The sequence below is a fragment of the Lysinibacillus sp. NPDC094403 genome, assembly GCF_050278745.1.
In the GTDB taxonomy this organism is placed as follows: Bacteria; Bacillota; Bacilli; order Bacillales_A; family Planococcaceae; genus Lysinibacillus.
Map to the genome: position 1 here is coordinate 209061 of NZ_JBNNTL010000002.1, position 21699 is coordinate 230759.

The following is a 21699-nucleotide window of genomic DNA, read 5'->3' on the forward strand; positions in this document are numbered from 1 at the left end:
TAATGTCTCAATATTATACTTTATTAACACCGATAGGCCTTGCAAAAGTTGCAAATGCTCAGGTTACCCAAAGTACTGTTGCTATTACTCAAATTGCAGTAGGTGATGGAAATGCTGCTAGTTACGCACCTACTGGTAAAGAAACTACTCTTAAAAATGAAAAATGGCGGGGAGCGATTACTAGTGTTTCAGTAGATAATTCCAATCCTAATTGGGTAGTTGTGGATGCTATCTTACCTGGGAATATTGGAGGGTTCACCCTCCGAGAGGTTGGATTGTTTGACATAGAGGGTGATTTAATTGCAATTGGTAATTATCCAGACACATATAAACCAGTTGTCGGTGACGGTTCAATAATGGATTTAACCATTAGAACCATTATTGAAGTAGATAATGCGTCTAGTGTCACTTTAAAAATAGATCCTAACGTTATTATTGCTTCTCGTCCTTATGTTGATGGAAAAGTCGCCCAAGTGCAAAAAGTACTTATTGAACATTCGGCACAGATTGCAACCACAGGAAAGTTAGGACATATTAAACCAGATGGTAAAACAATCACAGTTGACCCTTCTACTGGTATAGCTAGTGCTGATTCTACAGAAACTAAGTCTTTTTCAGGAGATTTAAACGCGCTAAACGAAAATGGAACTTTTTCTTGTTATAGTACAAATACAACTGGATTACCTAACAATGAATCAAGTGACAGGGTGTGGTTGGTAACTTCAGTGGTTAATAATCAAGATAAATATGGAGCCTACCAAACTGCAATGCAAGGAAACGTGGGTAGTGCAGTTTTTGTTAGAAGAAGGTATGGCAGTCCGTATTGGTCTGACTGGTTAGACTTAAGTCAACCAAAATACGACACCCCAGTTAATATTAATATGTCAAGTGGTTGGACTGGTCTTGCTAGACTTGAGAAGTCTGGCGATATTATAACAATTTCTGGATATGCAAGACCGACATCTACATCTTCTTATAGGCAAATTTTATCTGTTCCATCACAATATAGACGAACTACTGACATGATAGGTTTTAGTGCATTTGGATATTCGTCCAATAGTAACCAAATCATGCTACAAGGAAATATTGCTGGTGATGGAGCGTTTTCTATCATATCACATCCGATTTCAGAGTTATCACTTAAATTAGATTTATATTTTGTTGTCACATATATGTTACCAAGATCAAGAACATAATTTATAAAGGAGATAAATATTATGCTCGAAAATAAAGTGGTGTATGTATTTAAAATAGATGAAAACGGGTATATCATAGATAGTGATTTGGCAGACCCACAAAATTTAAAAGAAGATGAAATCGCTGACCCAATACCTTTAGACATCATTCATAAACCAAAATGGAATGGTACTAAATGGATTAATGGCGAGACTGAAGAAGAAAAAACAGAGCGAGAATCTCAACAACTGTTAGAATCCTTAAAACCTACTCCATCAGAAATCGCAGATGCAGAGTTAGAAATAAAGATGATTACAATGCTAAGGGAAATGGGGGTTATTCAATGACAGGCTCGCATTTAGAAGGATTAACGTTGGTGCAACAGCGATTAACGAAAGCTTACGCTACATCAATAATGGGAGAAGTAAAGGACGATTGACAGCGTAAAGCCTGACGATTTAAAGAAATATGTAGAGTTAGAAATCTCTGAACGAGAAATTGCCGTACTTACAGGCGGATAGAAAATTGTTGTTTATAGGAATTTATGTTGCAAGATTGTTTACTACCATCTAAAATGACACATTGATGGGAGGTTTAAAAAATGTCAAATAATATTAAACTAATTAAAGAAGAAAAATTCTGTAAACTCTATTGGAAAAGTAAAGAGTTGTATAACTTAATTTTAGAGTATGATTTTGGTGCTGGGATTAGTCTTCCGAGTCGATTTACAGAACAGCTTTGTAGACAATTATACAACTTAAAGAAATATGAAGTTAAAGATAATACTAAGGATACTAATAAAAAAGCGTTTGATGCAGTAGATGAACATGGGAATAATATAGAAATTAAAGCTACAACTTCGAAATCTAGTTCTACAACTATTAGTACTGAAGAATTTGACTTATTATATTGGATGCGTTTTTCTTTAGACACAGATGAGTTATTTATTTATTCGATAACCGGTGAAGAGATTAGAAGTAATTCTGAGTATCAAGAAATAATCAAAGACCCTAGAAACAATATAACTCTCAAAAAATTCTTAACCGATAAACATTTGATAGATGTATACAAATTCAATACGATTTAAATGTTTCATATTGTGCAAGATCAAAGATTACTTGTTAACCAGTATAGGTTTTACCAGAAAAAGTAGCGCTAATCGCTACTTTTTCTTCTTATTATAAATTTTTATTATTAACGCGAAAAAGAAGTTTGCTGTTAACGATAAAATAAATGTAATTAAATATTCTATAACTTACGCCTCCAATTAATATTTTTACTACTAATTGCAGATAGGTAGGTTTTAATCTACTGCTTATGTAAAAACACGACATACTTTAAAAATTATGTTTACTCAATAAAAACCGTTAACTTATTAAAAGCTCCATTTTGTTCAGTACGCAAGCAGAAGCTTAGCGCTATTTTTATTGTCTAAATTAAGAGGAAATCCTTTCTTTTTGTCGAATTTTATTTGATGAAAGGAGATGATCACATGTCTTTTAGCACGGAACGTAACGGATTGACATATTCAGAGGAAGAAAAAGGATTTTTTGATAATTTAGCTAAAGTAATTTCTGATCGAGAGGAAATGGAGAAAATTTCTCCTTATATTGCAGCTGGGATGCAAAGGAAAATAGGGGCAATACAAAAACAGATCGAAGAACGAAAAGGTTGGTATTTCAGAAATTAAGCAACGCACTCTCAAGCGAGGGTGCACTTATTTTGCGCTATGAGAGTAATAGAGATAAGTGACAGTACATGTCACTGATTCTAGATATGTTTTTAGTTATAGTTATTGCCTGAAATGAAAGGAAACCCTATCCTTTTGTCGAATGTTTGTAGACAAAAGGAGATGATGACTATGCAAGAAGTAAAATTTAGCTTAGAAACCATCAATGCAGAAATCAAAGTGTACCTAGAATTTATTGATGAATGGGAGCAAGAATTATTGCAGGTGCAATCAGATTTGGAAAAATGTAAAGAACGAGTATCGTTGTTAAATGAGTTACAAAAACATGTTACTCATGGGGCAAAAACAGAAATAGTAAAGGCAAATATTGATATGGTTGTGAGTGAAGTAGTAGAGCTTACTAAAAAAGAATCTCGCTTAAGTGGGAACATTGAAGCTTATCAGGAATTTGTAATTGAATTAAATAAAATGTTTTAATATCAAGCCTTCCGCAATTAAATGTGGAGGGCTTTTATTACGCATAAAAAGGAAGTGTTGTAATGGAGCAAATTGAACGGTTAGTTATTTTATGGGTAACTAGTTTTGTCACCTATTTTTTAGGTGGATGGTCTATTTTATTAACTACTCTGATCGTTTTTAATGTACTTGATTATGCAACCGGCCTAATAGCTAACTGGCGCAAACGTTCGTCAAATAAAGCATTTAGAGGTGGCATTAAAAAAGGTATCATGTGGATGTGGGTTGGAGTATCTAATCTAATTTATTTAATACTTTTTGAGCTTGGTTTTGACGCAGGGGAAGTATTACCGAATTTTGTAACACTCTATTTCATTATATTGGAACTAATTTCATTAGAAGAAAACTCAAAGAAGCTTGGTTTAGCAATGCCAACGCCTTTGAGTTTTTTTATTGAGAAATTAAAAGAAATTTTTAATAACAAAACAGGAGGTAATATGAAATGAAAATTTCAAACGCTGCTCTTAAACTAATCGCAAAATGGGAAGGATATTACACTAACGCTTATCTTTGTCCAGCTAATGTTTGGACAATTGGCTATGGTACGACAAGATGGCCAAATGGAAAGGCAGTAAAAAAAGGACAGACAATCAAAAAAGATGAAGCATGGGGACTGCTACGAAAACAAGTACAGGAGCATGCCAATACAATTGAACAATATGTTAAAGTACCACTAAATCAGAATCAATATGATGCGCTTGCTTCATTCCAATATAATCTTGGTCGCCATATCCTAAAAAATAGCGCACTATTAAAATATTTAAATGCTCGTAAATGGGATAAAGCAGGAAACGAGATGCTACTTTATTGCAACTCTGGTGGTAAGCGACTTCAAGGACTTGTCAATCGCCGAAAAGAAGAAGTTGCTTTATTTAAAAAGCCAGCTGTTGATGTAAGTAATAAAATTCAGTATGTGGAGATCGATAAAAATCCACAGAAGTTCCGTATCCAGAGTGGGAATTATAGTAGCCGTGAAGCAATGGTTGCTGCAATGAATGCAGCTGTGCAACAAGGATATTTGTCCTATGCAGAGCCGGTAAAGACAAATTCAAATAAAAATGGATGGCGTTTTATTAGTGGATGGAGTAGCACCTTGCCTGAAGCTAAACAAATTGCAGAAAGTACTATTTTAGCAGGTAAATTAAGTTATGCTACAATTCGTGGTACAACTAGATAAAAAGTCTAAGATCAAGATAGCTTAATTGCCGTCTTGGTCATTTTTTAATTCATGATTAAAATTTTACATAACCTTCATCGCTGTCTATGTCAAGATAATAAAATTCCTGTATTCCATGCTTTTCCTGAAAATATTTTTTTACCATTTCTAAATCTTCTCCCAAAAGGGGTAAGGGATAGAATAAAAAGAGATTTTATTTTGTGATTCTTCATATATTCTTCCATCAAATATTTCTTCATGGACTTCAAGTGATTCAAGATTCTTAATTACAGTGTATAGAGAATCGGTAAATTGTGGTATTATTATTAAAAAATTTAAAGGGTGATTAAATGGATGAGTTGTCTGAGGGTAAAGTTTTTCAAATACTAGATTGGGCTTATAATAGTGCTATTAATGGTTTACCAAAAACTCTATCAGCTTATGAAATGGCAGATAGTTATATGAGAAAGTCTAGTTCCTTAGAGGATGCCATTGATAGTTTAATAAAATGGCAACAAGCAAAATGTGCAACAAGTGGTTTTGTAACAGGACTAGGAGGAATAAATACTTTACCAGTTGCCGTACCAACTAATCTTGCTTCTGTTTTATACGTACAAATTAGAATGATTGCATCTATTGCGCACATGAGGGGTTATGATCTGAAAGATGACCAGGTTCAGACATTTGTTTATTCTTGTTTAACTGGTCGGAGTGTTGCTGAGATTGTTAAACAAGGTGCTATAAAAATAGGAGTTAAAGTTGGTCAGGCGCAAATTAAGAGAATACCAAGTGAAATTCTTAAAGCAATTAACAAAGCTGTTGGGTTTAGATTAATTACTAAATTTGGACAAAAGGGAGTTTTAAATTTGGGGAAAGCAGTTCCTTTAATTGGTGGAGTTATAGGCGGTACATTTGATGCAACTTCTACATACGTGATTGGAAAATTAGCTAAAGAGACATTTAGAGAAGATGGATACAATAATGGCGATGGCATGATTGTAGGAATTCAATAAAACTACTTAAATTTGTTTATTATTTAATAAGTACCTGTTAAGCAGGTGCTTTTTTGTATATAAATAAACAGACAACTATGATTAGTTATCTGTTAATGAAGGAAAATATCAATTTTTATTAGCTTTATTGAAATAGCTAATATTTCTGTGTTTTATGCAATTAAGTATTCTTATATAGATGATTAATAATAAATAGATGCTTAAAAATCAATATATGAAGAGCTATTTTCAATAACCATTTCTGCAATAGTTTTAATTAAACTAATTTCCTTTCTGAGTTCAGTTTTATGCATATATGGATTATAAGTCAGATCTTTATATTGTTCTCCGCTTTTTCTGTGAATGAGTGCATTTCGAGTCTTATAAATTCTATTAGATATATTTTTTATAAATGTATCTTTGCTATTGAAATCAATTATATCACCTGCTGAAAACGGTACTTTTTTTTCGCTATAATATTCAATTTCAGTTTCACTTAGTTTATTTTTAAAATCTTCAATATCATTAATAAATTTATTCAATACAAAATTAAGTGATTTTTGTTCATTACCACTCCCATTTTCTTTAATTTCCTTACCATCTTTAATTATTTTTTTTATTATTTTGTACATTTGATTATTGTCTTTTGTACTAAAAGTGGGAGATGTTATAGATTTTTTAAAATTATCAATTTGGAATTCTTTAAAAATTTCATCATAAAAATACTCTAGTATATGGTAATATGAAATAAAGGAAATAAATGGATCATCGGATGAAATTGCCAGATTATAGTATTCTATTAATTCACTGTTATATATTCGTTTAGGCGCTTCGAATTCTCTAGTTTTTCTTTCCTTTCTCGAACTGTTAATTCCAACAATTTCTTCAATACTATATACTTTAGTTTCTCGACCTTTATTACACATATATGTATATGCAAACGAATCTAACATTATAGTTAATTTAGAGGTATCCATTAACACATTTGAACTGGATATTTTTATAGTTTGTAAATTTATAATGGATTTCATTAAATCTAAACAATCAATAGTAATATTTGAATTTCCAGTAACAAGATTTCTTTTATATTTATATGTTCGGACCCTATTTTGTAAGGTACTGATAACTTTTGATGAATTATCATATCTTTTAAATAATTCTATGAACAACCATACAACATAGAAATCACTTGAAATCCCTACAGTATAGTTAATTTCATTTTCATCATCAAATAGATTTAATGATTCTCCGTCATCTTGTAATATGATTCTATTACTATAAGGGAGAGCAACTTCAACAATATTTGACTCTTCCTTAATATAATTTAATATAAGCTTATTAGTATTTATCGATTCAATACCGTTGATAATATCATTTATTTTTTCTTTAGAATTTTCATCTAAGGAAAAGATAGGCGAAAAAAAACCTGTAGGGTAATTATTTTCTAATAAATCATATAACCTCTTTATTATAAGATTCTTATTCATTTTTAAAAATTATGCCACCTTTAAGTATTTTTTTCATTTTCATTTAAAATAATATTTCTAACAATCTTTATAAATATTTAAACAAATGATTATTTCTGTACTACAGTTGTTTGTGAAACTTCTTCCTCTTCAGCAACAATTAATAGAGAAAGCTTCCCGAGATTCTTCTTGTCACATTTAATAACTAAAGGTGATTTATCTCCGTTTTTTGTATAAGGAAAAGAGTTGCTACCGATTTATCCTTCCCAAAAAGACTTTGTCCCTAAAGACGAAATGAAACTCTAATAAAATCTTATTTAATTTTAAAAAAATTAATAAGCACTTACCTCTGTGTCTTTGTACCATTGATACGATACAATTTGGTCAACGGCAATATGAACAAGTGCATTAGGATTATTAATATGTCTGACTCTAATTTCCTTTGAATTTACTTTAATATAATGGAATTTACCTTCTGCATGTTTAGGATCTTTTCCTGGGATAGTAGCAAGATATTCTTGACCATTTGTTGTGATAACTAAAATTTCATGATAAGTACGTGGCTTAAATAAACCGAAAAACATATTATATTCACCTCTCGAGTATTATTTCTTCTTTCTCAAACCCTTAATTTGAAAATCCCATTAAAATTAATTAATAATCGACTTTCTTCTGTAAGAAGACTACCAAAAATTTGATGTTAAAATGAATAATGTTTTTAGCGCAAAACGCCTTATATTTTCATGCTAATATAATGCAATTATACCAATTTTAAACCATTTGTGTATAATGATTTTGTAGGAGGGGAAATTATGAAAAAATAATAGGCAGTTTGTATAAATAATTTAAAAGAGAAATAAAAGGAGGAGAAAAATAAATGGAAATAAGGGAATTTGAGATTAAAGGATTATTTAATAGGAAAGATGTTTGTCTAACCTTTAATGACTTTAATAAAGTAAATATTTTTATTGGGCAAAATGGTATTGGGAAAACAACAATATTAAATATTATGTACTATACTTTATCTTTGAAATTTATAGAATTAAGAAAAATGCCTTTTAATTCTATAACAATTACATTATGTAATAACCAAAGTGCGACAATAAGAAGAGAAGAGTTATTTGAAGGCATAATTATACCTGAAAGTAATGGTATACCTGAAAGTATAGTTATACCAGAAAGACATGGAAACATAGTTAGAAATAGAATAATTTCAGCTCCTGCAATAAATGATATAAGATTACATCTGGGTAATGAATATGTTGAAAAATTGGAAGTAATGATAAAAAATGGTAAATATATTGAGGTGGTGGACTTATTAGTAGAGATATCTTCTTCTCCTAATTGTCCTATTAGATTACGTAAATACTTGCATGGGATAATAAATAAAATAGACATTTCTAATAATGTGAAATTTTTAACAAAAATTATAGAAAGCCTTGATATTGAAGAAATCTTTTTCTTCCCTACTTATAGACGAATTGAAGAGGATATTAAAAAATTTGGTTTAAGTGAAAAGGATTTAAATAAGCTTCCTGGGGATATAATCCAATTTGGAATGGAAGATGTAGAAAAAAGATTTAAAGAAATAGAAAAAATAATATCTAAAGCTATTAACGATACTTATGCTAACTTAACTGGAGATATGATTGAATATTTAAGTTTAAATAAAAGTATTTCTGATGAAAGAAAGAGAAAAATTGAAAACAGCCCAGTTGAAATAATTTTGTCAAGGCTAGCTAATAAAATCAATTCAGAAGTTAAAGAAAGTGTAATTAACTTATTTAATGATAAATCAAATATTTATAAAAAAGAATATGAGCCATTGGTATTCTTTTTATGTGCATTAATTGATAAATATGAAGAGAATATGTATATGGAGGAACATATCCATAACTTTAAAAATATAGTCAATAAATATCTAGTTAACAAAACAGTTATTTATGAAGATCATAATTTACAAATATACGTCATAGATAATGAAACTAAAGATAAAATACCGTTAACGGCACTATCATCTGGTGAAAAACAGATAGTTTCATTATACTCAAAAATTTATTTAAGTTTTTCAAATAACTTTATTGTATTATTTGATGAACCAGAACTTTCATTATCTATTGAATGGCAGGAAACTTTAATAGAAGACATTATGAATTCTAATAAATGCAAGTTTTTAACAGCCGTAACTCATTCTCCATTTATTTTTAATAATAAATTTGAAGAGTGTGCACATAGTATGGAATTATTTATAACGCAAAACGATTATTTTGCGAAAGAGGTTGAAGAATATGACGATTAGAGATGAAAGGAAAGAACGTTATAAAAATAAAACCACTTGCACTTCGGCAATAATACATCGTTTAAGTATTAATTTCCCTAAATATAGGGAAAATCCAATTTGCTTTGTAGAGGGATATGATTCTGATTATTATCAGTTAAGAGTTCAATTACGATGCTCTAATAAAACTCCATATTTTATCAATTGTGGCGGTAAAGAAAATGTAACTAAGGTTTTTGATAAGGTTAGTAGCCGGATAGAATATGAAAAAGGGAGACTTATGTTTTTTGTGGATTCAGATTTTGATGATTCGTTACAAAATCCATCCATATATGAAACACCTTGCTATGCAATTGAAAATTTATATACCAGTTGTCAAGCTGTAAAAAAAATACTTGAAGGGTTATTTAAGTTGGAAGATAACATAGTTGAAAAAATACTAAAACTTTATCAAATATTGCAAGGTCAGTTCCATGAAGCTATACAGTATTTTACTGCATGGATTTTTTTGCAAAAGAATTGTAAAGAAAATATCCGATTAAATTTAAAAGATTTAAAAATAAAAGATTTAGTAAATATAACTCTAGAGAATGTTACAAGTATCTATACATTACAATTTATTGAGGGAAAATTTCCACATGCAAAAAAAATTAATCACCAGGATATTCAAAAAAAATGTATTGATATTTCTAAAGAAAATCCTCAAACGTTCTATAGAGGTAAATATGAAATGGAATTTTTAGCTAAATTCTTGTGCTTAATTCAAGAAAATTTAGGATCAAAAGATTCATCAATAAGAAAATTTGGAGATAAGAAGAAAATTCCATTAACAATTTATGATCCAATCTCACAGTTTTCTCAATATGCAGATACACCTGAATGTTTAATTGAGTATATAAATACAAAATGGAATAAAAAGAGTCAAGTTTTAGAATGTGTATAATTTTTAGTTTAAATATTGATTATCCCTAAATATGTAAGAATGGAAGATAACGATGTTTTAAAATTATAAATTGCATAATTTAATAACTTCTACAACATAATCTTTACTTTGGTTTATCGTAAGTTCAAAAAATTTGAAGTGGATATGTAAGGGAATTGAAAACAAATTAATTGATAAAAAATCACTCATTTTAATTTTTCCAAACGAGTGACTTTTATATAAAATTCGTTTACTGGTTGTTGTAACTGCTATTTTTGATTAGATTTCTACTATCATAACGCACCTGTCCGAAACAATTTTTAAAATTACGATTTTTTAGCTGGGGCACCATTTATAAAAAAACTACGTGCGCCCCAGAAAGTGCCCCAAAAAGTGCCCCAGTTAAAAACATTTAAATACACTTCATTATAAAGGTATAAAAACTTCTTTTTAGCGAAACCTTCATATTATGCACATCAAAAAGTTAAATACATTAAGCTACAAACCAGGGTCATAAGGATTACTTATTGAAAAAGATAATATTAATGTAATTTACTTATGAATATAAATGAGCTATCATGGGTGTTGGAGAAAAGATGCTTTAAATTTTTATATAGGCCTTTTCAAAAAGATATTTAGGGGGATCCGCAAATGGCACAAGGTAATTTACACAACAGCCGCGCATCATTCGAAGTTAATGGTAAAACTTATAATTACTATGACTTAGCTGCGATTGAAAAAGCTGGCGTTGCAAAAGTTTCAAACCTTCCTTACTCAATCAAAGTATTATTAGAATCTGTTTTACGTCAATATGATGCATATGTTATCAATGAAGAGCACGTAAACGAATTAGCAAAATGGGGTAACGGTGCAGATCCAGAAGCTGAAGTACCATTCAAACCTTCTCGCGTAGTATTACAAGACTTTACTGGTGTACCAGTAGTAGTTGACCTTGCTTCTCTACGTTCTGCTATGAAAGAAATGGGCGGCGACCCAAGCAAAATCAACCCTGCTATTCCAGTTGACCTTGTAATTGACCACTCAGTACAAGTTGACAAATACGGTAATGCATCTGCATTAGCAGCAAACATGGACCTTGAATTCGAACGTAACGCTGAGCGTTATAACTTCTTAAAATGGGCTCAAACTGCTTACAATAACTTCCGTGCTGTACCACCAGCAACTGGTATCGTTCACCAAGTAAACTTAGAGTATTTAGCTCCAGTTGTACACGTAAACGAAAATGCTGACGGTACTTTCGAAACATTCCCAGACTCAGTAGTAGGTACTGACTCACATACAACAATGATTAACGGTATCGGCGTTCTTGGATGGGGCGTTGGTGGTATCGAAGCTGAAGCAGGTATGCTTGGTCAACCTTCATACTTCCCAATCCCAGAAGTTATCGGTGTTAAATTAGTTGGCGATCTTCCAAACGGAACTACTGCTACTGACTTAGCATTAAAAGTAACTCAAGTATTACGTCAACGTGGCGTAGTAGGTAAATTCGTTGAGTTCTTCGGACCTGGCGTAACTAAATTACCACTAGCTGACCGTGCGACAATCTCAAACATGGCTCCTGAATATGGTGCTACATGTGGTTTCTTCGCAATTGACGAAGAATCATTAAACTACATGCGTTTAACTGGTCGTGACGAAGAGCACATCGCGGTTGTAGAATCTTACTTAAAGTCTAACCACATGTTCTTCGATCCAACTTTAGAGCCAGTTTACACTGACGTATTAGAAGTAAACTTAGCTGAAATCGAACCAAACCTTTCTGGTCCAAAACGTCCACAAGACTTAATTCCACTATCTCAAATGCGTACTCGTTACAAAGAAGCAGTAGTGGCACCACAAGGTACACAAGGTTTCGGTTTAACTGAAGATGAATTCGCAAAAACTTCTGTAGCTAAATTCGCTGAAGGTGATGTAGAAATCCCAACAGGTGCTGTAGCAATCGCTGCAATCACTTCTTGTACAAATACATCTAACCCATACGTATTAATCGCTGCGGGCTTAGTGGCGAAAAAAGCTGTAGAAAAAGGTCTAACTGTGCCTAAATGGGTAAAAACTTCTTTAGCACCAGGTTCTAAAGTAGTAACTGGTTACCTTGAAGATTCAGGTTTACAAACTTACCTTGACCAAATCGGTTTCAACACTGTAGGTTACGGTTGTACAACATGTATCGGTAACTCAGGTCCATTACTTCCTGAAATCGAAGACGCTATCAAAGAGAACGACTTATTCGTAACATCAGTTCTTTCTGGTAACCGTAACTTCGAAGGTCGCGTACACCCACTTGTAAAAGCTAACTACTTAGCTTCACCACCACTTGTTGTTGCTTATGCACTTGCTGGTACTGTGGATGTTGACCTACAAAAAGATTCATTCGGTAAAGACAAAGATGGCAACGAAGTATTCTTCGCTGATATCTGGCCTACAACTGAAGAAGTTAACGCTGTATTAGGTACTGTAGTTAACCGTGAATTATTCCAAAAAGAATACGAAACTGTGTTCACAGCTAACGAAAAATGGAATGCAATTGAAACATCAACTGAGTCTCTATACACATTTGATGACAAATCAACTTACATCCAAAACCCACCATTCTTCCAAGGTCTTGCAAAAGAGCCAGAAGCTATTAAAGGCTTAGACGGCTTACGCATTATGGCGAAGTTCGGTGACTCAATCACAACTGACCATATTTCACCAGCTGGTGCAATCGGTAAAGATACACCTGCAGGTAAATATTTAATCGAAAACGGTGTTGCAATCCGTGACTTCAACTCATACGGTTCTCGTCGTGGTAACCACGAAGTAATGATGCGTGGTACATTTGCAAACATCCGTATCCGTAACCAAGTTGCTCCTGGTACAGAAGGTGGTTTCACTACTTACTGGCCAACAGGTGAAGTAGAGTACATCTATGACGCATGTATGAAATACCAAGAGCAAGGTACTGGCTTAGTAGTACTTGCTGGTAACGACTACGGTATGGGTTCTTCTCGTGACTGGGCTGCGAAAGGTACATTCCTACTTGGCGTGAAAACTGTTATCGCACAATCTTACGAGCGTATCCACCGTTCTAACTTAGTAATGATGGGTGTTCTTCCACTTCAATTCATGCCAGGTGAATCAGCTGAAACTTTAGGCTTAACTGGTAAAGAAGAAATCTCTGTTAACATTACTGACAGCGTAAAACCACGTGAAATCTTAACAGTTACTGCTAAATCTGAAGACGGATCAGTTAAAACTTTCCAAGCTTTAGCTCGTTTCGACTCAGAAGTAGAAGTAGACTACTACCGTCACGGTGGTATCCTACAAATGGTTCTTCGCGCAAAAGCTGCTGAGTAATCATTAAAATATAAAAACCGATCTCTTAGGAGGTCGGTTTTTGTCTATACATATATATTATTGGGGGCTTTGTTTTGCAAAAAGATAAACTAAAAGAACGAGCTTTATCAATTGTTCCATTGCCAAGTAACTATAAACTAATCATAGAAGAGTATTCTGAAGACGAAAGAGTACTGTTCTCATGGGCGAATGAACAACAAGATGAAAGTGTGACTGTTGAGTTAGACTGCATTGGAAACCTCACATACTTATCAATTGAAAAAAATGATTCTGTTTCTGAGGCAGATTCTTTATCTTTTGATGAAAAAAGAAGATGTGCCGAACAAATTTTACTTAGTCATTATCCATCTGCACTGGAAGATTTAACGTTTTCAAAAGCTATAGAACTATCTGGAGTGGAACGTTTTTATTTTGAACAGATTGTCATGGATTTACCGTTAGAACATGCTGGTTGTTTTATAGATGTTGATCCATTAGGAAATATTGTTGGATTTAGATACAACGGAGTGAAAATAAGCCCTAATATCCCTTCAAGCCTAGTTTCGAAGGAAGCTTTGATGGAATATGTGCGGAATTCATTGGCGTTACAACTAGTAATAACAAAATTATCTCGTGATGTTTACAATGTGAAGAAAGATAGACTCCATCTCGTGTATCAAGTAAATTCATTTTTACACTTTAAAGCAGATTCTTTAGAACCAACATTAACGATTATGCGTGATGAAAATGAGCCTGAAAGTTATGCTGCTCTTCCACATTTACCAGCTAACTTAATTGTCAATGAATTTACGAATGAAGAAATCATTGGTATAACAGGTGAACTGGAGCTTATTCGAGAAGTAGACAGGGGACCAGAGATAGGGATTGTGTGGCGTAAGCGTGATTGGAAGATGAGCGATAAAGATTTATCAATGAATAGCTTTTTTAACATGCAGTCAGAAGATACAGTAAAAGCTATGATTTCAAAGAAAACTGGTAAAATACGAAGCTTTGGTTGGATGCATGAACGTTTAGGAAATCTACAGCTTAATCAAGAAGCATGTTATCAAATAGCAATAGACTTTTTACTGAAAATAATTCCTGATTACTATCCGTATCTTCAACGCTTAATTCAAGAAGATGAGGAAGAGGATGAAAGAAAATCAAAATCATTTATATTCCATGCCCATAATCAAGGTATAGCTATTCTTGATATGGTTATCATCGTTGTTAATCGTACAACAGGTCACATTGATTATTATAGTGGACCGAATTTTGATTTGGATGAATTTAGCCAAATTCCTACAGTTCCAGCTATTACTATGGAAGAAGCGTATCGTCTATTTCTAGAAAATGTCGATTTTCAATTGGTTTGGGACAAAAATTATGAAGACGAAATAGAGTCTTATCAACTTGTATATCAAGCTTGTGATCGACATACTAGGTCACCTATCCGGTATATTGACGCAACAACTGGCGAAATTATTGTCAGTAATGTACTGGCTTAGTAGTACATGCTGGTATCGATTCTTCGCGCAAAAACTGCTGAAATAAAATATAAAAGCGATTTCCTCGGAGGTCGTTTTTTTATCCACTTTTGTCAAGATGAAGTGGTCAGTATAGAAATCAATCGAACTGACGGATGGAACTTCCGAAATTAGTGATGGTTAGAACCTCTGAAATCGTGGATAGAACAGTCAAAATGATGGATAGAAGCTCCGAAATCGTGGATAGAATCGTCAAAGTTGAGGATCAGAACCTAAAAAAAGATGGATGGAACCGTCAAAATAACGAATAGAGTCTCTATTGTTGCAATTCTAACCATCGAATCGACAGTTAGAATTGTAATTGTTAAATCAGTTTATAAGCTAAATTTGTTCTTCATACTATAGAACTGTAAACAAATAGCGAATGACATAGAGATTAATGCAAAATAAATCAATGATATTGTTCCTATTTGTAAGGACAGTGCAACCCCGCCTAAACTTGCACCAATTGCACTGCCTAAATAATTTACAGAACTGTTTAATGCTACTGCTGAACTTCCGTTATTTGGCTGATAAGATAGTAAAATGTGTTGTTGAGGGGCTTGACATGCCCAACCCATTGCTCCCCAGATAAAGAACGGTAAGTACTTTAATATAGGTAAGTTAAGCATTAAGGGTATACAAATAATGGATAAAGTTAAAGTGAATAAAAATATTGTAATCAAAGTTTTTGGTTTTCCGAAATAGTCGATTAAGTAACCGATCATTAAACTTCCAACCAAGCCACCGAATCCCCATGCCCAAAGATACATCGTTATGTTACTAGAGCTTGTCATTTCTTCTAATAGGGGAGATAGATATGTGTACAACCCAAGACTTGCTACACTGGCGAAAAATGTTATACCTACAGTTATAGTGACTCTTTTATCTAGGAACATCTTTAATCGTTCGTTTAGTGCAGGGGGTGATGTTGTTGGGAAATCGGGAAGAAAAATATACATACATAAAACAGAAATTACACCGATCATAACTAACAGCCAGAGTGTAAGTTTCCAATCAAATAAGTTTGATATATAAATACCTAAAGGAACACCAAGCACTGTTCCCATACTCATTCCTCCAATAGTCAACCCTAGAGCTCTTCCTCTCTTTTCACTAGAAACGAACTTTGTAGAGGCTGCTACGGCTAATGGTGAAAATAAACCAGCCCCAGTTCCCGCAATTGCTCTTGATAGTAGAAGTATAGAAAAGGTCGGCGCTAGAGCTGTGATGCTATTCGCAATCGTAAAGAGTAGCATTGACCAAATTAAGATTTTTTTAATTGGTTTTCCAGCAAGTAAAGAAGAAAAAAACGGTGCTGAGATAGCGTAAAATAATGTAAAAATACTCACAGCCTGTCCAACCTGAGATGTACTTTTTTGATATGTATCGCTAATTCCTGGAAGAAGCCCTGCGATTACATAGGCATCAAAGCCAAGAGCAAACATACCGAATGATAATAATAAAACATTTTTCATATATTGAACCTCCATAAAATATTAAAGATGTTAAGTATAGACGACCTATAACGCTATGTTATAATCGAAGCACCTTGTATATTTAATAGGTTACTAGAAAACCAAGAATATGGAACAATCACTATTTTATAAGGATATAACAAATCGTTATAGGGTATGGAGGAATACAATGAATGTAGAATGGTTACACAGTTTTATTGCTGCTGCCAATCAAAAAAGTTTTTCTAAAGCCGCTCAACTCACTAATCTTTCCCAACCTGCACTAAGTAAACATATACGAAACTTAGAGAATAATCTTGGCATCAAGTTATTTCATAGGACATCCATTGGTATCGAATTAACAGAAGCTGGCGAACGTTTTTACACTCGCATTACACCAATTTTGACTGAAATAACAGCTATTCGTGAAGAATTACAGCAATTTAGTCAGAGCAATCCAATTGCCCTCGGTGGTCTGTCTAGTTTAGCTACTTACTATTTGCCGAACAAAATGAATGAACTTAAGCAACTTGATCGACCTATAACATTAATGATTCAAAATACCTCAAATGAACTGTTACAATCTTTAGAAAAAGGGAGACTTGATGCAGTCTTTGTAGATGCAAAATATATAGAAGAATCTTTGTGGAGTAACGAATTGTTTACGGAACCATACTATGCTGTGTTTCCTTTGAATCATCGTTTCAAATCAAGAACAACAGTTGAGCTTGCAGAATTGTGTGAGGAGCCGCTTATTGTTCATCAAGCTCCTTGTGATTCAAGGAAGGATATAGTAGAACAAATACAATCGCTTGGCTATAAGCCTAATATTATAAGTGAAGTGAACTTTGGCGATTTTATCTTTGGTGCTGTAACTTCTGGAATGGGGATTACGATTGTACCGGAGTTAATGGCTAAAAATATCGGTCATCTTCAACTTTTTGCCTTACCAATTAGTAATTTTGGAAGAACTAGAACAATTGCATTGGTTACAAAAAATAAAGAATTTGGATCGAAGTTACATCATTTATTATCAAATTAAACGTAATGAAGCTGTCTCAACTTAATGCTTTGAGACAGCTTCATTTAATTAATTAAACCCCATTAAATCTTTTACCTTTTTAGTATTTTCCACAGATGTCAGCATTTCCAGTAAGCTGAATGCAACGTCGAATGCAGTACCGGGATTTGAGGATGTAATAATATGTCCAGTTTGAACAATTCGTTCGTTGACGATGTTTGCACCATAGGATTGTAGCTGTGCTAATCGTTTACTTGTTGGATGATTATAAGTAGTAGCTTTTCGATTTTGTAGTACTCCGCTTTGACCTAAAATTAGGGAAGCTACACAAACCGTAGCAATCGGTTTTTTGTGTTCATCGAAATGGCGAACGACCGCCTGGAATTCCTCGCTAAAGGCATCATCATAAAAACCAGCTTCCTCAAAGCCTCCAGGAATCGCTAGTGCATCAAACTCCTCTAATGAAATTTCATGAAGCAATTTTTCGGGGGCTACGTTAAAATTCCATGTACATTGCAATTGTTGATGTAATCCAACGGTCACGACCTCTGTAGTGCCGTCGCCTTCCCATTTATTCCAGCCAAGTACATCAGTAAAAACACTCGCTTCAACAGCTTCAAATCCATTTGCTAATAGTAATAATATTTTTTTCATGTTGTAAATGCCTCCTTTATATGTTTAATTTTAATGAATAAGGCTATTCAATGACAGAATCTGTATAATGTAATTTAGATGAATTGCTTTATAATAAAAGGAATTTTATTAAATCTAATTTATTTAAAAAGGTGGATACATATGGATCAAATAGATACAGAAATTTTACAGCAATTGCAGCGAAATGCAAAAATGTCGATGAAGGAATTAGCAGCGAAGGTTCATTTATCATCTCCAGCAGTTATTGAGCGTGTCAAAAAGCTAGAAGAACAGGGGATTATTGAGGCTTATAGCGCAAAGGTAAATTTAAAAAAGTTGAATCGCGACATTCAAGCCATTATTTTATTTAAATCAATTGATTGTAAAAGTCTTTCGGATTTTTGTAATGCACATCCTGATGTCCTAGAATGCTATCGTGTAGCGGGTGAAATAAGTTATATTGTAAAAATTGCAACCAATTCAGTGGAAACATTGGAGCAGTTTATTGATGAAGCCATGCCTTATGGGACCCCATCAACAAATATTGTGCTTTCTTCAAATGAAAAAGCGGTCATTGCTCCTTTTCCTGATAAAAATTAGTGAATTCGGAGTTGCTCGAGTAATCCTTAAATCCAGATCTTTATTTAAAAAATACAAAAAAAGCAAACCTCTATTCATTGAGCACCGTTTATAGGGCAGAGAGGGGGAGAGATGTTGCTTGAAATTAACGAACTCGAAGAAATAATGCAGCAGCATACAGAAAGGCTCATCCGACTTGCCTTTTATTACGTCAAGAATTTACAAAGTGCTGAAGATATCGTTCAAGATGTATTTATTAAATTTTACGATAATCAGCAAAACTATGAAGAAAGAGGAGAATTACGGGCATATTTATCGAGGCTCGTCATTAACAAAAGTAAAGACTATTTACGTAGCTGGACATACCGTAAAATACAAGTGCAACAGAAGATCTTTGCCAAGCAGGCTGTCACGAAAAGGGACATGCTAGTGCAACAGGATGAACAAACCTTAGTAGAAAACGCCATCTTAGCACTACCATTAAAACAGCGCGAGGTCCTTATTTATTTTTATTTTGAGGAAATCTCTGTTATTGAAATTGCCGAGCTTTTAAGTATTCCTGAGAGTACGGTGAAAACAAGGCTACGTCGTGGACGAGAGCTTTTAAAGCCAAAGCTACAGCATATAGAATGGGAGGTCCTGCTGCATGAGTAAGGTAGATGTGAGGGTAATAAAGGATTTAACCGAAAGCAAAAAACGTGTTATGACCAATGTTGTACAGCATTTAGAACAGCGTGAGATGAAAAAAAGGTCTTGGCGTTGGCAATATAGTGTAATGTCTATAATATTGACAGTTTGTATTGGCATATTTCTGTATACTCAATTCAGCGGAAGTCAGGAGCAATCAGCAAGTATACCAATTGTTTTTGATGAAAAGTTTTTAAAGTTCTCTCTGGGAATAGATCCTGAGGAAAAGGATCCAATATTAACGTCTGATGAAAAACTAGAATTTGAATCCTATTTACAGTTGGAATCTTTATATGCTTACGCACAATCAAAGGGGATAGTACCTACTCAAGAAAAAATAGATAAAGAGCTTGAAACATTGATTGAACTTAGTATAAATGAGAACAATGCGAAATTCACTGAACAATTGGAGAAGGTGAATCTTACAAAAGAAGAATATATTGAACAATATACTAAACCAATGAATTATAAATTTACTACTATCAATTCACTATTAGATCAGGAAAAAAATCAATACAAAGACGTAGAAAGAATGATGCTACTTTTCCTAGTGGAAAGAGATGCTTTGAACTATTTTGAAGAACATTATAGTCAAGAAATAGCATCCCTACGTGAAAAATATGATATTCCAGTGGGCGAAAAAGGAATCCATTCAAAACGTGGGGCAGTTGTAGCAATCAAAGAACATGAATTTTTAGTAGTTTCACATGCTGATGAATCAAATATTGGGAAATTATCAATAGATGAAATCGTTGAAAAACATGGTAATGGTATGTGGTTCCCGTTAATCGATCCTCCTAAAACATTGTCACCTGGGGATTATGTAGAAGTTAAATATAACCAAGATTTAAACATAGAAGGTAAAAATATAGTAAGAATTGCGGATATAGAGAGTATGGAAATATTGGAAGAGCATCAATGAATCAAGGCTAGACATTCAAAAGTTTCAAGAATGTCTAGCTTTTTTTGTTAAGCTGTTTTTACATTTGTATTATGGTACAATTATTGTAAGTATTTGTATAATCAGGGGGGAGTAGTAAAGGATGATTATGCAAGTTCTTTACCAAAACAAAAAGGTATGGGGAGAATGATTGAATATGATACTAAATAAAAACTTACTGAAGGAAATTGAATTAAAAAAAATATTAACAGACATAAACAGTGGAAATAAAACGTGGCAACAAGAAGACCAAACACATCTCGTACAATCAATGATGCTACATATCGGCTCACTAGATAGTGAACTACGAGATAACTTAATTTATGGATTGTTTTATGAATTGATCCATGAAAAAAACTTACTAGAGCATTCACTTTTAACGGAGCTTTTAGAGGATTCTTTAAATAATTTATTATGTAAGGGTATTGAAGAAAGTGAATCAGATTTAGTTTTTACCCGTACATTTACGTCGCTATTGATTGCCCTAATATTATTTAGAGATAACGCAGACGATTTTTTATCCCAACAGAAAATCGCTGATTGTAAAGATAAAGTACTAGCTTATTTAGCTGCAGAAACGGATGTAAGAGGCTACGTGCCGGTGAAAGGATGGGCTCATAGTGTTGCCCATATGGCTGATGTAATCGATGAATTGGTGAAAAATTCAAAATTAAATAAAGCTTCTTATAGTGAAATTGTAAGCGCATTATGGAACGCCATTTTGCAAGAAAATTATGCTTTCATACATAATGAAGATGAACGGATTTTAGTACCTATTTTCACAATGCTTGAGCATGGTTTAGAGGAGCAAGAGATCATAAAATTACTGCAAGAATTACCTGCTTTTTTAAGAGGAAAAAGGGAACAGCTCGATGTACAGCATCACAGAATTTTACTTTTTAACTGTAAATCCTTTGTGAAAAGCTTTTATATTAAAACAAATGAGAAGCCTAAGTTCGCAGCTCTTCATAAAAGCATCGAAGCATGTCTTGATGAATTGTGAGGAAATTACTACCAATATTAGTACTTTGAAATTATTGACAGACAAAATTTGGTTTGTTAAGATGAGTGTCAATAAAAGCATACAAATTCGTTGATGAGAAAGAGTAGTGTTTCATTTTGTTCTACAGAGAGCCGACATATTGGTGGAAGTCGGTGTGCAGGTGCTACATGAAAATCCTCTCTGAGAAGATTGGCTGAACATAGTAAGCTAATCCGGGTGTCTACCGTTAAAAAGAACACGTATGATTGTACGTTGCTGAGAGCTATTGAACGTTGATTCAATAGAATTAGGGTGGTATTCGCGGTTAACCCCGTCCCTTAC

The 21699-nt window shown here is 33.2% G+C and carries 21 protein-coding genes and 1 other annotated feature; of the genes, 17 read left to right on the top strand and 4 right to left on the bottom strand.

Features of this window, described 5'->3' with window-relative positions; genetic code table 11:
• Nucleotides 1-2: 2 nt before the first annotated feature.
• From ACQKMV_RS05300 to ACQKMV_RS05335, 8 genes are all read left to right on the top strand, one after another.
• A complete protein-coding gene (locus tag ACQKMV_RS05300) occupies nt 3-1196 on the top strand; it encodes a phage tail protein (protein ID WP_427502729.1) in 1194 nt (397 codons plus the stop codon).
• A 21-nt stretch (nt 1197-1217) separates the two neighbouring features.
• A complete protein-coding gene (locus tag ACQKMV_RS05305) occupies nt 1218-1523 on the top strand; it encodes a hypothetical protein (RefSeq protein WP_427502730.1) in 306 nt (101 codons plus the stop codon).
• Nucleotides 1524-1777: 254 nt separating this feature from the next.
• Complete coding sequence (locus ACQKMV_RS05310; protein ID WP_427502731.1) at nt 1778-2263, top strand: hypothetical protein; 486 nt, start codon at nt 1778-1780, stop codon at nt 2261-2263.
• 405 nt (nt 2264-2668) lie between these two features.
• Nucleotides 2669-2866 (top strand): hypothetical protein, encoded by a 198-nt coding sequence (locus ACQKMV_RS05315; protein WP_427502732.1) that lies wholly within the window; start codon nt 2669-2671, stop codon nt 2864-2866.
• A gap of 171 nt (nt 2867-3037) precedes the next feature.
• Nucleotides 3038-3343 (top strand): hypothetical protein, encoded by a 306-nt coding sequence (locus tag ACQKMV_RS05320; RefSeq protein WP_427502733.1) that lies wholly within the window; start codon nt 3038-3040, stop codon nt 3341-3343.
• A 62-nt stretch (nt 3344-3405) separates the two neighbouring features.
• Nucleotides 3406-3828 (top strand): phage holin family protein, encoded by a 423-nt coding sequence (locus tag ACQKMV_RS05325; protein ID WP_427502734.1) that lies wholly within the window; start codon nt 3406-3408, stop codon nt 3826-3828.
• Complete coding sequence (locus ACQKMV_RS05330) at nt 3825-4559, top strand: lysozyme (RefSeq protein WP_427502735.1); 735 nt, start codon at nt 3825-3827, stop codon at nt 4557-4559. Before ACQKMV_RS05325 ends, ACQKMV_RS05330 begins: the two co-directional genes overlap by 4 nt.
• A 329-nt stretch (nt 4560-4888) precedes the next feature.
• Nucleotides 4889-5551, top strand: a complete 663-nt coding sequence (locus tag ACQKMV_RS05335; protein ID WP_427502736.1) for an EcsC family protein — start codon at nt 4889-4891, stop codon at nt 5549-5551.
• Between the two features lie 200 nt (nt 5552-5751).
• Here ACQKMV_RS05335 and ACQKMV_RS05340 read toward each other — a convergent pair whose 3' ends face one another.
• On the bottom strand, nt 5752-7017 hold the full coding sequence (locus ACQKMV_RS05340; protein ID WP_427502738.1) for a hypothetical protein: 1266 nt from the start codon (nt 7015-7017) through the stop codon (nt 5752-5754).
• 311 nt (nt 7018-7328) lie between these two features.
• Entirely contained in the window at nt 7329-7580 is a 252-nt protein-coding gene (locus ACQKMV_RS05345) for a hypothetical protein (protein WP_427502739.1), read from the bottom strand.
• 293 nt (nt 7581-7873) lie between these two features.
• Between ACQKMV_RS05345 and ACQKMV_RS05350 the strand changes: the two genes are divergently transcribed.
• From ACQKMV_RS05350 to ACQKMV_RS05365, 4 genes are all read left to right on the top strand, one after another.
• Entirely contained in the window at nt 7874-9295 is a 1422-nt protein-coding gene (locus tag ACQKMV_RS05350; protein WP_427502741.1) for an AAA family ATPase, read from the top strand.
• The gene (locus ACQKMV_RS05355) at nt 9285-10217 is read left to right on the top strand and encodes a DUF4435 domain-containing protein (RefSeq protein WP_427502742.1); all 933 of its coding nucleotides are present in this window, start codon (nt 9285-9287) and stop codon (nt 10215-10217) included. The genes ACQKMV_RS05350 and ACQKMV_RS05355 overlap by 11 nt, the downstream gene beginning before the upstream one ends.
• Nucleotides 10218-10847: 630 nt before the next feature.
• Nucleotides 10848-13553 carry an aconitate hydratase AcnA gene (gene acnA / locus ACQKMV_RS05360; protein ID WP_427502743.1) on the top strand — a complete coding sequence of 902 codons (2706 nt, stop codon included), beginning with the start codon at nt 10848-10850 and terminating at the stop codon, nt 13551-13553.
• A gap of 74 nt (nt 13554-13627) precedes the next feature.
• Nucleotides 13628-15040 carry a YcdB/YcdC domain-containing protein gene (locus tag ACQKMV_RS05365; RefSeq protein ID WP_427502745.1) on the top strand — a complete coding sequence of 471 codons (1413 nt, stop codon included), beginning with the start codon at nt 13628-13630 and terminating at the stop codon, nt 15038-15040.
• A gap of 353 nt (nt 15041-15393) precedes the next feature.
• Here the strand turns inward: ACQKMV_RS05365 and ACQKMV_RS05370 are convergent, their stop codons facing one another.
• Entirely contained in the window at nt 15394-16536 is a 1143-nt protein-coding gene (locus ACQKMV_RS05370) for an MFS transporter (protein WP_427502746.1), read from the bottom strand.
• A 169-nt stretch (nt 16537-16705) separates the two neighbouring features.
• Here ACQKMV_RS05370 and ACQKMV_RS05375 point away from each other — a divergent pair, with 169 nt between their 5' ends.
• A complete protein-coding gene (locus ACQKMV_RS05375) occupies nt 16706-17557 on the top strand; it encodes a LysR family transcriptional regulator (RefSeq protein ID WP_427502747.1) in 852 nt (283 codons plus the stop codon).
• A gap of 48 nt (nt 17558-17605) precedes the next feature.
• On the opposite strand, the gene ACQKMV_RS05380 is transcribed toward ACQKMV_RS05375, so the two are convergent.
• A complete protein-coding gene (locus ACQKMV_RS05380; RefSeq protein ID WP_427502748.1) occupies nt 17606-18190 on the bottom strand; it encodes a DJ-1/PfpI family protein in 585 nt (194 codons plus the stop codon).
• Between the two features lie 141 nt (nt 18191-18331).
• Between ACQKMV_RS05380 and ACQKMV_RS05385 the strand changes: the two genes are divergently transcribed.
• The 4 genes from ACQKMV_RS05385 (at nt 18332) to ACQKMV_RS05400 (ending at nt 21378) form a co-directional block, all read left to right on the top strand.
• Nucleotides 18332-18769, top strand: a complete 438-nt coding sequence (locus tag ACQKMV_RS05385) for an Lrp/AsnC family transcriptional regulator (protein ID WP_427502749.1) — start codon at nt 18332-18334, stop codon at nt 18767-18769.
• Nucleotides 18770-18880: 111 nt separating this feature from the next.
• The gene (locus ACQKMV_RS05390; protein ID WP_427502750.1) at nt 18881-19402 is read left to right on the top strand and encodes a sigma-70 family RNA polymerase sigma factor; all 522 of its coding nucleotides are present in this window, start codon (nt 18881-18883) and stop codon (nt 19400-19402) included.
• Nucleotides 19395-20357 (top strand): DUF3221 domain-containing protein, encoded by a 963-nt coding sequence (locus ACQKMV_RS05395; RefSeq protein WP_427502751.1) that lies wholly within the window; start codon nt 19395-19397, stop codon nt 20355-20357. The genes ACQKMV_RS05390 and ACQKMV_RS05395 overlap by 8 nt, the downstream gene beginning before the upstream one ends.
• 175 nt (nt 20358-20532) lie before the next feature.
• Nucleotides 20533-21378 (top strand): DUF2785 domain-containing protein, encoded by an 846-nt coding sequence (locus ACQKMV_RS05400; RefSeq protein WP_427502753.1) that lies wholly within the window; start codon nt 20533-20535, stop codon nt 21376-21378.
• An 81-nt stretch (nt 21379-21459) separates the two neighbouring features.
• Nucleotides 21460-21699, top strand: a binding site (T-box leader).